18 protein-coding genes are annotated in these 15,721 nt (G+C 63.2%); 7 read left to right on the forward strand and 11 right to left on the reverse strand.

Annotated features, from left to right (window positions below):
- The first annotated feature begins 184 nt into the window (after positions 1–184).
- From HGB41_RS16445 to HGB41_RS16465, 5 genes are all read left to right on the forward strand, one after another.
- On the forward strand, positions 185–631 hold the full coding sequence (locus HGB41_RS16445; protein WP_171086405.1) for a DUF2147 domain-containing protein: 447 nt from the start codon (positions 185–187) through the stop codon (positions 629–631).
- 27 nt (positions 632–658) lie between these two features.
- On the forward strand, positions 659–1,024 hold the full coding sequence (locus HGB41_RS16450) for a VOC family protein (RefSeq protein ID WP_171086406.1): 366 nt from the start codon (positions 659–661) through the stop codon (positions 1,022–1,024).
- A gap of 19 nt (positions 1,025–1,043) precedes the next feature.
- Positions 1,044–1,385: a DMT family transporter gene (locus tag HGB41_RS16455; protein WP_171086407.1), complete on the forward strand. Its 342-nt coding sequence runs from the start codon at positions 1,044–1,046 to the stop codon at positions 1,383–1,385.
- 149 nt (positions 1,386–1,534) lie between these two features.
- Positions 1,535–1,960 carry a hypothetical protein gene (locus HGB41_RS16460; RefSeq protein ID WP_171086408.1) on the forward strand — a complete coding sequence of 142 codons (426 nt, stop codon included), beginning with the start codon at positions 1,535–1,537 and terminating at the stop codon, positions 1,958–1,960.
- Positions 1,961–2,064: 104 nt separating this feature from the next.
- Positions 2,065–2,532, forward strand: coding sequence for a hypothetical protein (locus HGB41_RS16465; protein ID WP_171086409.1), 468 nt, complete (start codon positions 2,065–2,067; stop codon positions 2,530–2,532).
- Here the strand turns inward: HGB41_RS16465 and HGB41_RS16470 are convergent.
- The 4 genes from HGB41_RS16470 to HGB41_RS16485 all read right to left on the reverse strand — a co-directional run bounded on the left by HGB41_RS16470 (position 2,499) and on the right by HGB41_RS16485 (position 7,474).
- Entirely contained in the window at positions 2,499–3,104 is a 606-nt protein-coding gene (locus HGB41_RS16470; RefSeq protein ID WP_171086410.1) for a response regulator transcription factor, read from the reverse strand. The two genes, HGB41_RS16465 and HGB41_RS16470, sit on opposite strands and share 34 nt — an antisense overlap.
- Positions 3,101–4,219: a sensor histidine kinase gene (locus HGB41_RS16475; RefSeq protein ID WP_229423076.1), complete on the reverse strand. Its 1,119-nt coding sequence runs from the start codon at positions 4,217–4,219 to the stop codon at positions 3,101–3,103. Before HGB41_RS16475 ends, HGB41_RS16470 begins: the two co-directional genes overlap by 4 nt.
- Before the next feature lie 28 nt (positions 4,220–4,247).
- On the reverse strand, positions 4,248–6,038 hold the full coding sequence (locus tag HGB41_RS16480) for a CIA30 family protein (protein WP_171086414.1): 1,791 nt from the start codon (positions 6,036–6,038) through the stop codon (positions 4,248–4,250).
- Between the two features lie 257 nt (positions 6,039–6,295).
- Positions 6,296–7,474: an aldo/keto reductase gene (locus HGB41_RS16485; protein ID WP_308788937.1), complete on the reverse strand. Its 1,179-nt coding sequence runs from the start codon at positions 7,472–7,474 to the stop codon at positions 6,296–6,298.
- On the opposite strand from HGB41_RS16485, the gene HGB41_RS16490 reads away from it, so the two are divergent.
- Positions 7,473–8,453: a LysR family transcriptional regulator gene (locus tag HGB41_RS16490; RefSeq protein ID WP_171086415.1), complete on the forward strand. Its 981-nt coding sequence runs from the start codon at positions 7,473–7,475 to the stop codon at positions 8,451–8,453. The genes HGB41_RS16485 and HGB41_RS16490 overlap by 2 nt on opposite strands.
- 122 nt (positions 8,454–8,575) lie before the next feature.
- On the opposite strand, the gene HGB41_RS16495 is transcribed toward HGB41_RS16490, so the two are convergent.
- Both HGB41_RS16495 and HGB41_RS16500 read right to left on the reverse strand, forming a co-directional pair.
- Complete coding sequence (locus tag HGB41_RS16495) at positions 8,576–8,803, reverse strand: hypothetical protein (RefSeq protein ID WP_171086416.1); 228 nt, start codon at positions 8,801–8,803, stop codon at positions 8,576–8,578.
- Between the two features lie 151 nt (positions 8,804–8,954).
- A complete protein-coding gene (locus tag HGB41_RS16500) occupies positions 8,955–10,487 on the reverse strand; it encodes a right-handed parallel beta-helix repeat-containing protein (RefSeq protein ID WP_171086417.1) in 1,533 nt (510 codons plus the stop codon).
- 624 nt (positions 10,488–11,111) lie between these two features.
- Between HGB41_RS16500 and HGB41_RS16505 the strand changes: the two genes are divergently transcribed.
- Positions 11,112–11,345 carry a hypothetical protein gene (locus HGB41_RS16505; protein WP_171086418.1) on the forward strand — a complete coding sequence of 78 codons (234 nt, stop codon included), beginning with the start codon at positions 11,112–11,114 and terminating at the stop codon, positions 11,343–11,345.
- Positions 11,346–11,377: 32 nt separating this feature from the next.
- Here the strand turns inward: HGB41_RS16505 and ruvB are convergent, their stop codons facing one another.
- The 5 genes from ruvB to HGB41_RS16530 form a co-directional block, all read right to left on the reverse strand.
- Positions 11,378–12,445 carry a Holliday junction branch migration DNA helicase RuvB gene (gene ruvB, locus HGB41_RS16510; RefSeq protein ID WP_171086423.1) on the reverse strand — a complete coding sequence of 356 codons (1,068 nt, stop codon included), beginning with the start codon at positions 12,443–12,445 and terminating at the stop codon, positions 11,378–11,380.
- 6 nt (positions 12,446–12,451) lie between these two features.
- Positions 12,452–13,030, reverse strand: a complete 579-nt coding sequence (gene ruvA, locus HGB41_RS16515; RefSeq protein ID WP_171086425.1) for a Holliday junction branch migration protein RuvA — start codon at positions 13,028–13,030, stop codon at positions 12,452–12,454.
- A 19-nt stretch (positions 13,031–13,049) separates the two neighbouring features.
- On the reverse strand, positions 13,050–13,586 hold the full coding sequence (ruvC, locus tag HGB41_RS16520; protein ID WP_171086427.1) for a crossover junction endodeoxyribonuclease RuvC: 537 nt from the start codon (positions 13,584–13,586) through the stop codon (positions 13,050–13,052).
- Positions 13,587–13,777: 191 nt separating this feature from the next.
- A complete protein-coding gene (gene purH, locus HGB41_RS16525) occupies positions 13,778–15,373 on the reverse strand; it encodes a bifunctional phosphoribosylaminoimidazolecarboxamide formyltransferase/IMP cyclohydrolase (protein WP_171086429.1) in 1,596 nt (531 codons plus the stop codon).
- 90 nt (positions 15,374–15,463) lie between these two features.
- Positions 15,464–15,697 (reverse strand): helix-turn-helix domain-containing protein, encoded by a 234-nt coding sequence (locus tag HGB41_RS16530; protein ID WP_027865797.1) that lies wholly within the window; start codon positions 15,695–15,697, stop codon positions 15,464–15,466.
- Positions 15,698–15,721: the final 24 nt, after the last annotated feature.

A 15,721-nucleotide genomic window follows, 5' to 3' on the forward strand; every position in this document is an offset into this window, starting at 1 on the left:
GGTGATAGTTAGCACGAGCTAGCCACAGTGCGTCCGTGCTACCGCTGCTTGAACGCGCGGGCGGCGAAGCCGCCCACCCTACGGTTCACGGCAGATTGGAATGGTTCTTCAGTTTCACGATCACCCCACCGTCAACACAGTTTGCTACACTGGCCCCGCCTGACAACAACAATGGAGACTCACAATGCGTAAACTGATTGGGGCAAGCCTGATTGCCATGATGGTCGCAATTCCTGCAGCAATGGCGCAAAACGCCACGCCGGCGGGCACCTGGAAGACGATCGACGACGAAACCGGCAAGCCGAAGTCGCTGGTGCGCATCACCGACGAAGGCGGCGTCCTGACCGGCAAGATCGAAAAGCTGTTCCGCCCTGCGGACCAGGACCAGAACCCGAAATGCACCGCCTGCGAAGGCGCGCGCAAGGACCAGCCGCTGATCGGCATGACCATCCTGTCGGGCCTGAAGAAAGACGGCAACGAGTACACCGGCGGCGAGATCATGGACCCGGCCAAGGGCAAGACCTACAAGAGCAAGGCCCAGCTGAAGGACAATGGCAGCAAGCTCGAAGTGCGCGGCTACATCGGCGCGCCGATGTTCGGCCGTTCGCAGACCTGGGTCCGCGAGCAGTAAGCTTCACGCCGGGGACGGAGGCACAGCATGATTCGTGATCACCTGTACGTGCTGGCCGTCCCCGACCTCGAACGCTCCGCAAGCTTCTACCGCGACACCCTGGGGTTCTCCATCCACAAAATGGGCGACCCTGGCTGGCGCATGTTCGTGCGCGACGGCTGCCGCATCATGGCCGGCGAGTGCCCCGACGCCATGCCGGTGGCCGACACCGGCTTGCATTCCTATTTCGCCTACCTCGACGTCGACGACGCCGACAGCTGGCATGCGCGCGCCTTGGCTGCCGGCGCCGAGATCGTCAAGCCGCTCGCCGACGAGCCCTGGGGCATGCGCGAATTCGGCCTGCGCACGGTGGACGGCCACCGCATCATGATCGGCCACGAGCTGCCTTCCTAGCGCGCGGTATCATCCGGGGATGACCCAGACCCACGCCTATCTCTACCTCGCATTTGCCATCGTTGCCGAAGTCATCGGCACCACGGCGCTCAAGGCTTCCGACAGCTTTACCCGCCCGCTGCCCAGCCTCGTCACGGTCGGCTGCTATGCCCTGTCCTTCTACCTGCTGACCTTCAGCCTCCGCGTGCTGCCCACCGGGATCGCCTATGCGATCTGGTCGGCGGTCGGCATCATCCTGATTTCCCTGATCAGCTGGATCGTCTATGGCCAGCGCCTCGACCTGCCGGCGATCGCCGGACTGGCCCTGATCATCGCGGGCGTGGCGGTCATCAACCTGTTCTCGAAGAGCACCGGCCACTAAGCAGCCGCTAGCGGCAGGCTGCGCAGCCGCGCGCCACGAATATTGATTTTTCGCTAAGCTCTCGTTTATTGCTGAGTTTTCCGCATGAACAAACCGAGACGAGGAATCAAGAATATGCCGCAATCGATGCTGTCCCACGGAGGACATCGATGATCTTCCTGCGACTTGCCTGCCTGGTGGCTGGCATAGCAGTACTGGTCGCGCCGCCGGCCATGCTGTTCCCGAACGGTGCCGTGGCGCCCAACCTGGCCGGGGCGCTGGCCATGCCGCTGATGCTGTTGCTGGCCGCTTCCGCCTTCTTCTTCATCACCTTCGCGGGTCACCGGATCAAGCGTTCGCCTTCGCTGCGCCGCCTGTGCGTGATGCTGCTGGCCGCGCCTTTCCTGACCGGGGTCGTCACGCTCTGGCTGGGCATGGATCCGAATACCCTGTGGATGAGCGGCCTGCTGCTCAGCTTTACGCTGGTCACCGGGCTGGCGCTGGTCTATCCGATGCTGCAGGGCCCGAGCGCCGGCCGCATGCGCGCCCGCGACGGGCGGCGCAGCCGCCGCGAGCCGGTACTGTACCAGGCCTGATCCGCGCCTTCCGTCCACGCACCGCCCCGTCGGGCGGCGCGATTGTGCTATCGTCAAGCTTCCCGGATCTGCATCCCCTACCTGGCACCTTGATGAGCATACCGATGAGCGTTCCCAAGCCGGCGCGCCCCGTGGTGCGGGGCCGCGCGCTGCGCTATCTCCGGCTGCTCAGCCTGTTCGCGGGCGTGCTCGCGCTCATCCATCCCCCGCTGCTGCTGCGCTCCATCGCGCACGCCATCCCCGACATGGCCGAACCCTTCGTGATGCTGGCGGGGATGCTGCTGGCGGCCGGCGGCTATTTCGTGATCGGGCTGGCGGGCAACCGCATGCGCCGTTCGCCGCCGCTGCGCGCCCTGGCCTCGCTCCTGATGATGATGCCCTTCGCCGCCAGCGCCATCGTGGTCTGGCACGGCGGCAGCCCCACCCTGCTGCGGGTCTGCGGCTTCCTGATGGTGCTGACGCTGGTGCTGTACATGACCTTCATCTACCCGCTGATGTACACGCCCAAAATCAAGGCCACGCCGCCCTCACTTGATTCCTACAGCCAGCCGGCGTCGCGCGCCATCCGGTAGGCCTCAACCCGGTTCGCCGCACCTAGCTTGCTGATCGCCTCGGACAGGTAGTTGCGCACGGTTCCTTCGGACAGGTGCACCTGGCGCGCGATGTCGGAGCTGGCTCGCCCTTCCCCGGCCAGGCGCAGCACCTGGCGTTCGCGCTCGGTGAGCGGGTCGCCGCCCCCGCTCCAGCTTTCCAGCGCCAGTTCGGGCGCGATCGCCCGCCCCCCCTCGTGGACCGCGCGGATCGCCGCAGCCAGCGCATCGACCGGAGCGTCCTTGAGCAGGTAGCCGCGCACGCCCGCCTCCAGCGCGCGCCGCAGGTAGCCGCTGCGCCCAAAAGTAGTCACCACGATCACCTTCGCCGCCAGGCGCCGTTCCTTGACCTGGGTCGCCAGCTCCAGGCCGGTCATGAGGGGCATCTCGATGTCGGTCAGGACGATGTCAGGCGCGAACTGCTCGCACAGCGCCAGTGCTTCCTTGCCGTTGGTGGCGGCGCCGACGACATCGAAGTCCGGCTCGAGCCGCAGCAGCGCGGCCATCGCGCCGAGGACGAGGTTCTGGTCTTCGGCCAGGAGGATGCGGATCATACGGTAGCTCCTGCAGGAATACGCAGTTCGAGTTCGAGGCCTGCGCATACGCGCAGCGCCAGTTTGCCGCCGACCGAGGCCACGCGCTCGCGCATGCCGGATAAGCCGTTGCCATGCCGGATATCGGCCTCGCTGCGCGCCTGCCCGTCGTCGGCGATGCGCAGCACCGCCACGCCATGCTCCAGCGCGAGCGACACGCTGCAGCGCTTCGCGCCCGCATGCCGCACGACGTTGGTGACCGCCTCGCGCAATGCCAGCGCCACCACGTTCTCGGCGGCCGGCCCCAGCGCGAAGCGCTCCACCTTTTCTTCCAGCTGCACGTCCGCCGCGGCCAGGCTGGCGCGGGCGCTCGCCAGCGCATGGGCCAGGCCGCTCTCGCGGTAGCCGCTGACGGCGGCGCGCACTTCGGCCAGGGCCTGGCGCGCGCTGGTTTCGATGTCGCCGATTTCGCGCGCGCAGCTGTCAAGGTCGCGGTGCACGAGCTTGCGCGCCAGTTCGGCCTTCAGCGCGATCAGCGACAGCGAATGCCCAAGCAGGTCGTGCAGGTCGCGCGAGATGCGTTCGCGCTCGGCGATGGTGGCCATGTGCTCGACCTCTTCCTGCTTGCGCACCAGCTCCTGGCGCGAGCGGCGCAGGCGCGCATCCATCACTGCGCCCACGCCCACCGGCAGGCTGATGGTCAGGATCGGCATCAGGAACAGGAAGCGCATCTGCGTGCTCGCGATGAGCAGCGAGGTGAGCAAGGCAAGCACGATCACGCCCGCAATCGCCAGCATGGCGCGCCGCAGGCGCAGGATGCCGGCAGCGGCCGCGCAGGCGAAGATGAAGAAGGTCGCAGCCCCCACGTTCCAGCGTACCCAGATGGCGCCGATCAGGCAGCTCGCCAGCATGCAGGCGACGACCTGCCAGCCGCGCGCCCAGAAGCTGAAGCAGTACAGCACGACGAACACCACCAGCGTCAGCACCAGCATCAGCGCTTCCAGCGGCGTCGGCATGACATAGAAGTACTTCCAGCCCATGTAGCCAAGGCTCAGCAGCCAGAAGTACGGCATCTTGCCATGCTCGGGCGGGATCCAGGGTCCCGCACCCAGTCGTCGGATTGCCCGCTTGAACATGTCCATCGCTCTTCCATCCCGGTGTTTTTTATTGTGCCAGCAGGCGCACGTCGGCGAGCTCGAAACGGTACTCGCCCGGCTGTGGTCCGGCATTGAATCCTAACATGGTCACGCTGGCCAGATCGACGCCTTTCAGGTCACTCAGGGGCACCGTCACTTCGGTCCATTCGGGGCCGGCGGTGAAGCGGCTCGCGCCCGGCATTTGCACGCCCTGCGACATCGCGATCAGCTGGTACACCTTGCCGTCGCCGCGCACCTTGAAGCGCACCAGTTTGGCGGCGCTCAGGTTCACCGATTGCATCGGCTTCGCACCCGGCATGAAGGCCACGCCGGCCCAGGCAAACGGCATGCCCGGCGCCACTGTCGCATTGACCGCGAGCGGCACCTGCCCATCCGGCAGCGCAGGCTGCGCGGCCAATGTGACGGTCGATTTGCCGCCGGCGAAGCTGTCGGTCGAGGGCATCCAGCCTGCGCCGAACGGGCTCCCCAGCTTGGCTTCGCTGAACTGGCTGATGCGGCCATCCGGCGGCAGCGCCTGCACGTTGCCGGCGCCGGTTGACGCCTTCGCTACCGTCTCGCGCTGGCGCTCGCGCAGGCCGTTGGCGCTCTCGCCATCCTTCCACACTTCGACAATCTGCCGGGTGGCGCGGATGTCCGCCGTGGGATTGCCGTCCACAAGCAGCAGGTCGGCCTTGTAGCCCTTGTCGATGCGGCCGCGCTGGCCCAGCTTGAAGGCTTTGGCCGGCGCACTGGTGGCGGCTGTCAGCGCCTGCGCCGGGCTCATGCCCGCCTCGACCAGCGAAGCCAGCTCGCGGTGCATGCTGACGCCGTACTGGGTGCCGGCATTGCCTGCGTCGGTCCCGGCCAGCACCGGCACGCCGGCGCGCTGCATGGCGGCCGTCACCATCTTGGGCGCCACCAGCATGGCGGGCTGCTGCTGCGAGCCGTAACGCGCCTTGAGCGGCGCTTGAGCGTCCTTGTCGAGCAGGCCGGCCAGCTTGGCGTCGGCCAGCAGGTCGTCGCCCTTGTAGCCGGCCATGCTTTCCAGGACGGTGAAGGTCGGGATCACGAAGGCGCGGCGTTTCGCGGCCAGTTTGGCCAGTCCCTCCGCGTCGGCCGTGCTGCCCGTGTACAGGTGCACCAGGCCGTCGGCGCCCGCCTCCAGAACCGCGCGCGCATCCGCCTCGGTGCTGATGTGGACCACGGCCAGCTTGCCGCGCCGGTGCGCCGCCGCGATTACGGCCTTCGTGGTGGCCAGGTCGAGCGATTTGAAGCCCATGCCCGCTTCCATGACGATCTTGATGAAGTCCGAACCTTCGGCAATGCGCGCATCGACGAAGGCCTGTGCGTCTTCCGGTTTGGTGAGGGTCGGGATGGCGACGCCGAACTGGGTGCCGTGGCCGTTTGGCGCGGTGACCAGGGTACCGGCCGAAAACAGGTCGGCGTGGCGGTGGTTGTGCCCTTCGCGCATGGCCTTCTTCGCGGCAGCCATCATCGCCACATCGGTGAACATGTCGACCTGGGTGGTCACGCCGAACAGCACCGGCAGCTCGAAATAGCGGAAGGCATGGGTGTGGGAATCGATCAGTCCGGGCAGCAGTGTGCGCCCCAGACCGCTCACGACCCGCGCGTCTTTCGGCACCGCCCCGCGGAAGTTGGCATCGACGATGACGCCCTTGTCGAACAGGACCGAGCGGCGCTCGTGCACGCGCTCGCCGTCGAAGACGCGCACGTCCTGGACCAGGGTCGGGGCGGCGGTGGCGGCGCTTGCCAGGCAAAGTGCGGCGGCGGCGGACAGGGCTTTCAAGGTGGTGTTCATACATTCCTCGCATGGGTGGGTAGTGAAGCCAGTATGCGAACAATGCGATGGCGCCAGTAGAAGCAGGCGCCATCAGTTTGGTATGACATTTGTCACTAGCGACTTGATGCGTCCGGCAGGACCACCTGCTTGCCGGGAGAGCAAAGCAGGTGCACCGTGCCTTTCCGGACGTCCGCTTTCGCGCCAGCGGACTTCCGGCCTGGACGTAGCACAGTGTCGCGCTTATCTGGCGCGGGTCGAGCACCGCCCTGGTGTACTCATGCTATCGGCTGATCTGGTGCGTCCAGCTGATCGAGCTGTCCCCCTGCCAGGCTCTGGCGGACAGAGTCCTGGCTCAGGAGTTCATGAGGGAACCCGAGACTGGGCGAGCCTGCCGCGTTCAGGTGTAAAAGCTGCTGTTCCGTGAGCCTTAGTTCTGTCGCACCGAGGTTGTCGTCCATCTGTGCCAGTGACTTCGGTCCGACAATCGGGATGGCGCCGCGTGCCATCACCCAAGCGATCGCCACCCTTCCAGGGTTCGATTCCGTTTCATCGGCGACGACTTGCAAAGCATCCAGGACTGCTCCCTTCTGGGCGCTGTCTTCGTGATGAATGAGCGTGCCTAACTGGGTCGCACGGCCAAGTTCCCCACGACGATACTTGCCGGTAAGAAGCCCCCCGCCCAGTGGCGACCAGGCTACGGTGCCGAGACCCAATGCCTGCGCCATTGGCAGCAACTCTCTCTCGGCCGTTCGCTCGACCAGGCTGTACTCGAGCTGGACGCCGGCGATCGGTAGCGAACCCCGGAGTTCTGCCAAGGTGGCCGCACGGGACACGCGCCATGCGGGGAAGTCAGACAGACCGGCGTATACAATCTTGCCGGCTCGCGCCAGGTCGTCCAGGCCGCGCATGACTTCCTCCATCGGCGTTACGCCATCGGGCATGTGGACCCACAGGAGGTCAATCCGATCGGTCTTCAATCGTTTCAGGCTGGATTCGACGGACTGGATCATCACCTTGCGCGAGTTGCCGGTCGCCGCTATCCCGGCCTGTGCAGGCGTGGGACCTAGTGTGAATTTGCTGGCCAACACAAGTCGCTCGCGAACCGGAGCAATCAGGTCGCTGAGCAATGTTTCAGACTGACCGGCCTGGTAGTTGTCGGCCGTATCGATGAAGTTTCCACCGACCTCGATATATTTGCCGAACATGCGGCGGGCTTCGTCCGGCTCCGCGCCATAACCCCATGTTGTCCCAAAGTTGCCCGTACCCAGAGCCAACTGTGAAACTCGCAAGCCCGTGTGCTTGCCGAAAACCCGATAGCGCATAGTGATCCTCTTTGGTGAGTGTGTACCTTCATGGAACCAAACGAAGACTTGGCATGTTCCGAAGAGCAGATGCGCCGTCGACACAGAAAGATTAGACTCCTCCTGATGATTATTCCAATCGATTGAAAACATGATCGATATCAATGAACACGATTTTCACAAGCTCGACCTGAATCTCCTGCTTGTCTTCACGGCACTCCTGCGCGAGCGAAGCGTGACTCGGGCCGCCAAGCGCCTGTACCTCGGACAGCCGGCGATGAGCGCGTCCCTGGCCCGGCTTCGCGCATTTGCTGGAGACGACCTGTTCGTAAGAACGGCCCGGGGAATGGAACCAACCGCCCACGCTCTCGCGCTCGCGGAGCGCCTGAAGCCGGCCCTTGAAGGCCTCAGTACCGCGCTCTTCACGGATACTGCGTTCGACCCGGCCTCGAGTGATCGTACGTTCGCTTTGGGGATGTTCGATATCGGAGAGGTCACGCTGGCGCCCGCACTGCTCGGCGCCCTGGCGGCACAGGCGCCCCGCATACGGCTCGCATTGCGTCCAGTCGACCAGGCCAACGCTGTTGCGCAACTCGAGGCAGGGACGCTGGAACTTGCAATTACCGACATAGGCCCGACGACGGGCTGGATATGCACCAAGCCACTGTTTAAAGAATCCTTTGCCTGCATGTTCGATCCCAAGCTGGTACAGGTGCGGATTCCAATCAGCCTCCAAGACTACCTTGCCTACCCTCATCTTCTGACATCGTTCGGGGGTGAATTCACCGGCTACGTCGATGATGTCCTGGTAGAACGCGGCCTCAGCCGCCACGTTACGATGACAACGACGCGTTTCAGCACATTGCCGTTTGTGCTGCGGCGCTTTCGGGGCATTGCTTCGCTCCCGGGAACAGCGGCGCGGGAACTGGGAAGTGCGCTGGGCCTGGAGGTCAGCCCACTGCCGTTCGAGGTGCCTGCCGTGGGCCTCCATCTCGTGTGGCATGCCCGCCATGAAACGGACAAAGGGCACCAGTGGCTCCGGGACCTGGTCTACCGTAGCTGCATGCGATTGGCGCCGCCCAGGAGGAACAGGAAAGTGAGTGCCAGCCACCCGAAGGCGCGTTGCGACTGACATCGCCACAATCGACTTGCGCTGCCATGGAAGTCGCCACCATGCAATCATGTCCCCCTCCCGGCCCGGTCGACTATAGGTCGGTGCATCCGGGTGTATTTCTTAAATTGCGGTAGCAGGCGTCATTCCTTGTCCCAAGGTGGTGCCATGTCCGTTCGGAGCGGTGACCAGCGTCCCGGCAGAAACAGGTCGGCATGGTGGTGGCTGCCGCCCTGCGCCATCTCCTGCTTGACCTTCTTCATCATGCCGACATCGGTGAACATGTCGATCTGAGTCGTCACACCGAACAGCACCGGCAACTCGACGTGGCGAAACGCGTGGGTGTGGCAGTCGATCAGGCCGGGCAGCAAGGTGCGGCCCGCTCCGTTCACCACCCGCGCGTCCTTCGGCGCCGCGCCGCGGAAATTGGCATCGATGATGACGCCTTGTCGCGCACACTTGGGCTATCCGAATTTCCGCTTTCGGGCCAAGCGGATATTTCACCGGGCACAGCATGTCGCGCTAGACATTGCGGACGGTAGTGATGTTCGAGTCGGTGCCGTCGGTGTAGATCCCCATACGGGTGCTTCCCGAGAAGCTGTTGTTGGAAACGACGGTTGGGCTGCCGTAAATGTACGATAGCGCGATATGGGCTTGGAATGGACTGGGCGTCTTCCCTCCGCTGCGCCGGTTCACGACGGAAAAGCTGCAGTTTGAACCCATCTTGTTGGAATCGACTAAGTGACCGCCTGTGTCAGGCCACTTGGCCCTATCGCCGCCACCATACATCTGGATACCGTTCCCTTCGTTATTCGAGATGATGTTGCCGTAAACCGAACACTTGCAGGTCCCGTCGTCCACACCGATGCCGACGCCTTCCGAGCCGTTGTCCAGCGGACCGCCGTAGTTATAGTTGAATCTGCAAGTGTTGTAGCGGATCGTATGTCCGGATACGGCATCCTGTCCGACTGCCGACGATAACTCGATACCCCGGCCGTAATAGGTAGGGGTCAATGTCCCACCATTGGAATTACAGACGTTGCGCTCGATGATATAAGACTTGGCAAAGCCGCTGATATGAATTCCGAAATTCATATTGTTGCTGCAGTTATTATTGCCCACGTAGCTGCGATCTCCACCGTTGATGAAGATGCCGGTCAGCATACCGGTCACAGTATTCCTGTCCAGCGTGGCAGCGTCCCCGCGGATAAGGTAGATACCGATCGCTCTGCGGTTCGGGTTATAAGCGACGCCCGGTGGCGGAGAAACGCGGTTCCGGCGTATCACGAGATGCGTGAGGAACGCGGCGCTGTCGTAGGTTTCACAGCGGATGCCATACGAGGTCACCGTGCCGCCACCGTGGTGACGGACAATATTATCGAGCAGGCGGATGTTTTCGATATTGGTGTTCCCGGCAACCAGAATCCCTTGATTGCCATACGCGGGGCTATTCCTGATGACGTCGAGCACACAGCCGGAGATGGTCACATGGTTTTTTTCGAAGATATACACGCCCGCACAATTGGACGTCACATTGTTATTTTCGAACACGCAGCTATTGCCCAACCAAAGGATTGCCGCGTCACTCGCTTCCGGCAAGGCACTATTTCGAATGTCGAGATGACGGTAGGTGATGAAATCGCGCTCCTGCTTGTACACCGCGATCGAGGCGCCGTCGGCCGGCATGGTAGGCGCGGGCGGCAAGATGATGACCGGTTTTGGCCGTGAAATATCGTCGCTGCCATTGGATCGATAATAAGCGCCAATGGTGATGCGCTGCAACGCAGTGCCGCTCGCCGATACCTGGAAGACACCCGAATAGGTCGTGCCCCGTTTCTGCAGGTAGGTGTGGCCGGGTGCCCAGGAAACGCTGGTCCACGAGCGAAAAGGTTTTGCAAGCGTTCCGTCACCCGGACCAATGACAGTTGGATCGATGTAATGCATATTCGCGTTGCGTCCCCCCTGGGCCATCGCAAACCTCGGAAGCACTGTTTCCGCGCACGCGCCGACACCCACACTGGAGGCAATCCGAAGGAAGTCTCTTCGTTTGGTCATAACGGCTCCTTCAATCAAGAAAGGTCTGCAATCGACCACCATCATTTCTTTGCAGATGCTTAAATAGGCCGAGAGCACTGCTCACAGGACCGGCTTGTCCAAGCATCGACTCGACCATCTCCGATGCCAAAATGCGACATCGATCGGCAACAACGCTTTGATGGCGCTCTCGTGTTTGGGCACGGACCTTAGTTATAGACCTTGTCCGGTATCTGGAGAAGGTTAATCTCTCGGCAGGACGTGGAAATCACTCGACTGCGGTGGACAGGAAAAAAAAGTGCATGAATCGATACCTGTTGTTCAGCGCTTTATCCTCACTCGCTCGCTTGATTCGGTAGCTTTATGAGGACATAACCAACGACACCAGGACTGCTGCGGTTTTCAACCTGAACGCTTTTGTTTAACTGTCACAGGCTGCTGACAGCCGGGAACAGGAATATGGCTGCTGATTTGACGCTGCAGTATTTCAGTCATTCGCACGGGACGTCATGGCGCACCTCCTGTCCCGTTTCAGGTTTGTCCCGGTCTATTCTATCGATTTACGTGAATTTACGGTTGGCGAAGGACCGTTTCGCGGGCGCCTGGATCTAACAGGACGAGTCACTGCACGAACAGGGGCCTGCCATGAGATACAGCCTGGACTACTGGACGGAGCGCCGAAACGATTTCCGCACATCGCTGCTGATCGATGCAGCAATCAATGCGGCCAGCTCACATGATGTGTTCACCGCTGCGCAAGAGCTTCTTGAGCAGCACACGCCGCCCGACGTCGTGATCCGTGTCCTGACAAGATCGACGAAGCGACGCCGCTACCCTGAATCGGAGATCCCGGGTTCATCGGCAGATTCGCCTCGATGACAGTGGGCGATGTGCAATCCGGGCACGCACTCCTAGGCCGGCGGCAAGCTATCCCACAAATCGCCCGTCGGGCTGATACGCGGCGCGGCCACACCAAAGTGCTGGTAAGCCAGCGGCGTAGCAATGCGCCCGCGCGGGGTGCGCTGCAAATAGCCTTGCTGGATCAGGAAGGGTTCGAGCACGTCTTCAATCGTATCGGCCGCTTCGCCGATCGCTGCCGCCAGGTTGCCGATGCCGACCGGGCCGCCGCCGAACTTGAACAGCACGGCTTCCAGCAGCTTGCGGTCCATCACGTCGAAGCCGACCGAGTCGACATCGAGCATCTTCAGCGCGAGGTCGGCGATGTCCTTGGTGATGTCGCCATTGCCCTTCACTTCCGCATAGTCGCGCACGCGGCGCAGCAGGCGGTTGGCGATACGCGGCGTGCCGCGCGCGCGCCGGGCGACTTCACGGGCGCCGTCCTGGTCGATCGGGGCGCCCAGCAGCGCGGCGCTGCGGGTGACGATCTTGGTCAGTTCGTCGACGTTGTAGAACTCGAGACGCGCGACGATGCCGAAGCGGTCGCGCAGCGGGTTGGTCAGCATGCCGGCGCGGGTGGTGGCGCCGACCAGGGTGAATGGCTGCAGGTCGAGTTTCACTGAGCGCGCGGCCGGGCCCTCGCCGATCATGATGTCGATCTGGTAGTCCTCGAGCGCCGGGTACAGGATCTCTTCGACCACCGGCGACAGGCGGTGGATCTCGTCGATGAACAGCACATCGTTCGGTTCGAGGTTGGTCAGCAGCGCAGCCAGGTCGCCCGGGCGTTCCAGCACCGGTCCGGAAGTCTGGCGCAGGTTGACGCCCATTTCGCGCGCGATGATGTGCGCCAGCGTGGTCTTGCCCAGGCCTGGTGGGCCGAACAGCAGCGTGTGGTCGAGCGCCTCGCGGCGATTGCGCGCGGCATGGATGAAGATCTCAAGCTGGGCGCGGATCTTCTCCTGGCCGACGTACTCTTCGAGCTGCTTCGGGCGCAAGGCGCGTTCGATCGCCTCTTCATTCGGCGAAGCCGGGGCTGCGTCGATGACGCGCTGTTCGGTGAAATTGTCGGTCTGGATGCTCATGCTTGTTTACGCTTTCGAGAGCGCCTTCAGCGCGAACTTGATGCCGTCGGAAACGCTCGCGCCGGCCGGCATGTTCTTGGTCGCGAGCAGCGCTTCTTTATCAGAATACCCCAGCGCCACCAGCGCATTGAGCACGTCGGTCTGCGCCTCGTCACGGACCACGCCGCCGACCACGCCGATGTCGGCGCCCAGCTTGCCCTTGAGTTCGAGCAGCAGGCGTTCGGCGGTCTTCTTGCCGATGCCCGGCACCTTCACCAGGCGGCCGGTCTCCTGCAGCGTCACCGCCTGCGACAGCTCGGCCACCGTCATGCCGGACAGGATCGACAGCGCCATGCGCGCGCCGACGCCGGTGATCTTGATCAGCTGGCGGAACAGCGCACGCTCGGAGGCGCTGCCGAAGCCGAACAGCAGGTGGGCGTCTTCGCGCACGGTCAGGTGGGTGAACAGCACCACCCGCTCGCCGGTATGCGGCAGGTTGTAGAAGGTGCTCATCGGGACGTCGACTTCGTAGCCGACGCCATTGCAGTCCACCAGCACGTGCGGTGGCGCTTTTTCGAGCAGTCTCCCTTCGATTCGACCGATCATCGTTGTTTCCTTGTTGTTTTTAGACGAGGCGGCTGCGTTTCATGCGCAGCGTGGTAGCGGCGGGCGTTAGCGCGCCGAGCAGGGCCAGGGTATCGATGCTGTGTGCATGGCAGATGGCCACGCCGAGCGCATCGGCGGCATCGCTGCCGGGCAGGCCGGGCAGCTTGAGCAGGCGTGCGACCATGTCCTGCACCTGGGCCTTGGCTGCCCTGCCGGTGCCGACCACGGCCTGCTTGACCTGCACCGCGGTATATTCGGCCACGTCGAGGTCGGCGCCGACCAGGGCCGTGATCGCGGCGCCGCGCGCCTGGCCCAGCAGCAGGGTCGAGTGCGGGTTGACGTTCACAAACACTTTTTCGATGGCGGCGCAGCCGGGCTGGTAGGCGGAGACGATTTCGCTCACGCCCTTCAGGATCACCTTCAGGCGCGGCGGCAATGCGCCTTCAAGGCCGGTCTTGATGGTGCCGGACGCGATATAGCGCAGTTTGCTGCCGTGTTTTTCGATGACGCCGAAGCCCGTCGTGCGCAGGCCCGGGTCGATGCCGAGAATAATCATTGTGGAATGATATACGGCGGAAGGGGGTTAGTGGGAAAATACTGTGTAAAAACACAGGTGATGTAGCAAAGCTTGACACGTAGGGTGGTCGGATTTTCCGACCGCGCGTTCAAATCACATTTGAAAATCATAGCGCGTCCACACCCACGATGGTTGAACGCGCGGCCGGCAGAGCCGGCCACCCTACAAAATCAATGGCGGAAATGGCGGGTGCCGGTATACAGCATCACCACGCCACGCTCATCCGCCGCATCGATCACTTCCTGGTCGCGCATCGAACCGCCCGGGTGGATGACGCAGGTCGCGCCCGCATCGACCACCACGTCCAGTCCGTCGCGGAACGGGAAGAAGGCATCCGAAGCCACTGCCGAACCAGCCAGCGACAGCCCGGCATTTTGCGCCTTGATGGAGGCGATGCGTGCCGAATCGATACGGCTCATCTGCCCTGCCCCGACGCCCAGGGTCATGCCATTGGCGCAGAACACGATCGCGTTCGATTTCACGAACTTGGCCACGCGCCAGGCGAACATCAGGTCTTGCAGTTGCTGCTGGGTCGGCTGCTTCTTGCTGACCACGCGCAGCTCACCGAGGCCGACATTCTTCGCATCCGGCGCCTGCACCAGCAGGCCGCCGCCGACGCGCTTGACGTCGTAGGGGTTCTGGGCGTCGCCCAGCGGGATCTGGAGCAGGCGCACGTTCTGCTTGGCCGCCATGACCTGGCGCGCCTCGGCCGTGAACGATGGCGCGATCAGGACTTCGACGAACAGTTTCGATACAGCTTCTGCCGCGCGGCCGTCGACTTCGACATTGAAGGCGATGATGCCGCCGAAAGCCGAGGTCGGGTCAGTCTGCAGCGCGCGCCCGTAGGCGTCCAGCGCGTCAAGGCCGATCGCCACCCCGCACGGATTGGCGTGCTTGACGATCACGCAGCCGGCCTGGCCTTCGCCGCCGAGCGACTTGACGCATTCCCAGGCCGCGTCGGCATCGGCGATGTTGTTATACGAGAGTTCCTTGCCCTGCAACTGGGTATAGGCGGCCAGTGCACCGGCACCCGGGACGAGGTCGCGGTAGAAGGCGGCGCCCTGGTGGGGGTTCTCGCCGTAGCGCATGTCCTGGACCTTTTCGAAGCTCATGTTCAGGGTCTGCGGATAGCTGGCGCGAGTGGCATGCAGGCGGTCTTCGCCCAGGCTGGTCAGGTAATTGGTGATGGAGCCGTCGTATTGCGCCGTGTGCGCGAACACTTTTTTCGCCAGGCGGAACTTGGTCTCGTAGCTGACCGGCGCTCCACCCGCCGCGTCGGCTCCGCCGACGCCTTTCATTTCCGCCAGCACCACGCCGTAGTCGGCCGGGTCGCAGACCACGACCACGTCGCGGTGGTTCTTGGCTGCCGAGCGCAGCATGGTCGGGCCGCCGATGTCGATGTTTTCGATCGCGTCTTCCAGCGAGCACTCGTCCTTGGCGACGGTTTGCTGGAACGGATACAGGTTGACCACGACCATGTCGATCTGCGGGATGCCGTGCTCATCTAACTTGGCGACGTGCTCGGGCAGGTCCCGGCGTGCCAGGATGCCGCCGTGTACCTTCGGGTGCAGGGTCTTGACCCGGCCGTCGAGCATTTCCGGGAAACCGGTGTAGTCAGCGACTTCGGTCACCTGCACGCCATTTTCCTGCAGCAGCTTGGCAGTGCCGCCGGTGGACAGGATATTCACGCCGAGGGCTGCCAGCGCCTTCGCGAAATCGAGGACGCCGGTCTTGTCGGAGACGGAAATCAGTGCTTGTTTGATCATGGTGTGGCCTGTTGTTGAGAATTGGTGCGTCCGGGCGCGCGGACCTTGTACCGGCCGCGCCCTAACGCACGGCCCACGCCATGCAATGCTTTAGAGGAGACCGTGCTCCTGGAGTTTCTTGCGCAAAGTGTTCCGGTTGATGCCCAGCATCTGCGCCGCGTGCGACTGGTTGCCGTCGGCGCGCGTCATCACGACTTCGAGGACCGGTTTTTCAACGGTCAGCACCATCATGTCGTAGATATTGGTCGGCTTTTGCTCTCCCAGATCGTTGAAATAATCCTCGAGGCTTTTCTGGACGACTTCCTGGATACTTTCTTTGCTCATGTTCTCTGCTGCTTCATCCTGGTT

The sequence above is a fragment of the Telluria aromaticivorans genome, from assembly GCF_013003915.1.
In the GTDB taxonomy this organism is placed as follows: Bacteria; Pseudomonadota; Gammaproteobacteria; order Burkholderiales; family Burkholderiaceae_D; genus Telluria; species Telluria aromaticivorans.

Coding starts and splice junctions, on each gene's coding strand:
- HGB41_RS16485 (WP_308788937.1), bottom strand. CDS start 7,474: ATGTTTTCAATCGATTGGAATAATCATCAGGAGGAGTCTAATCTTTCT.
- ruvB (WP_171086423.1), bottom strand. CDS start 12,445: ATGAGCATCCAGACCGACAATTTCACCGAACAGCGCGTCATCGACGCA.
- HGB41_RS16480 (WP_171086414.1), bottom strand. CDS start 6,038: ATGAACACCACCTTGAAAGCCCTGTCCGCCGCCGCCGCACTTTGCCTG.
- purH (WP_171086429.1), bottom strand. CDS start 15,373: ATGATCAAACAAGCACTGATTTCCGTCTCCGACAAGACCGGCGTCCTC.
- ruvC (WP_171086427.1), bottom strand. CDS start 13,586: ATGATTATTCTCGGCATCGACCCGGGCCTGCGCACGACGGGCTTCGGC.
- HGB41_RS16465 (WP_171086409.1), top strand. CDS start 2,065: ATGAGCGTTCCCAAGCCGGCGCGCCCCGTGGTGCGGGGCCGCGCGCTG.
- HGB41_RS16445 (WP_171086405.1), top strand. CDS start 185: ATGCGTAAACTGATTGGGGCAAGCCTGATTGCCATGATGGTCGCAATT.
- HGB41_RS16470 (WP_171086410.1), bottom strand. CDS start 3,104: ATGATCCGCATCCTCCTGGCCGAAGACCAGAACCTCGTCCTCGGCGCG.
- HGB41_RS16530 (WP_027865797.1), bottom strand. CDS start 15,697: ATGAGCAAAGAAAGTATCCAGGAAGTCGTCCAGAAAAGCCTCGAGGAT.
- HGB41_RS16500 (WP_171086417.1), bottom strand. CDS start 10,487: ATGACCAAACGAAGAGACTTCCTTCGGATTGCCTCCAGTGTGGGTGTC.
- HGB41_RS16460 (WP_171086408.1), top strand. CDS start 1,535: ATGATCTTCCTGCGACTTGCCTGCCTGGTGGCTGGCATAGCAGTACTG.
- HGB41_RS16450 (WP_171086406.1), top strand. CDS start 659: ATGATTCGTGATCACCTGTACGTGCTGGCCGTCCCCGACCTCGAACGC.
- HGB41_RS16505 (WP_171086418.1), top strand. CDS start 11,112: ATGAGATACAGCCTGGACTACTGGACGGAGCGCCGAAACGATTTCCGC.
- HGB41_RS16455 (WP_171086407.1), top strand. CDS start 1,044: ATGACCCAGACCCACGCCTATCTCTACCTCGCATTTGCCATCGTTGCC.
- HGB41_RS16475 (WP_229423076.1), bottom strand. CDS start 4,219: ATGTTCAAGCGGGCAATCCGACGACTGGGTGCGGGACCCTGGATCCCG.
- ruvA (WP_171086425.1), bottom strand. CDS start 13,030: ATGATCGGTCGAATCGAAGGGAGACTGCTCGAAAAAGCGCCACCGCAC.
- HGB41_RS16490 (WP_171086415.1), top strand. CDS start 7,473: ATGATCGATATCAATGAACACGATTTTCACAAGCTCGACCTGAATCTC.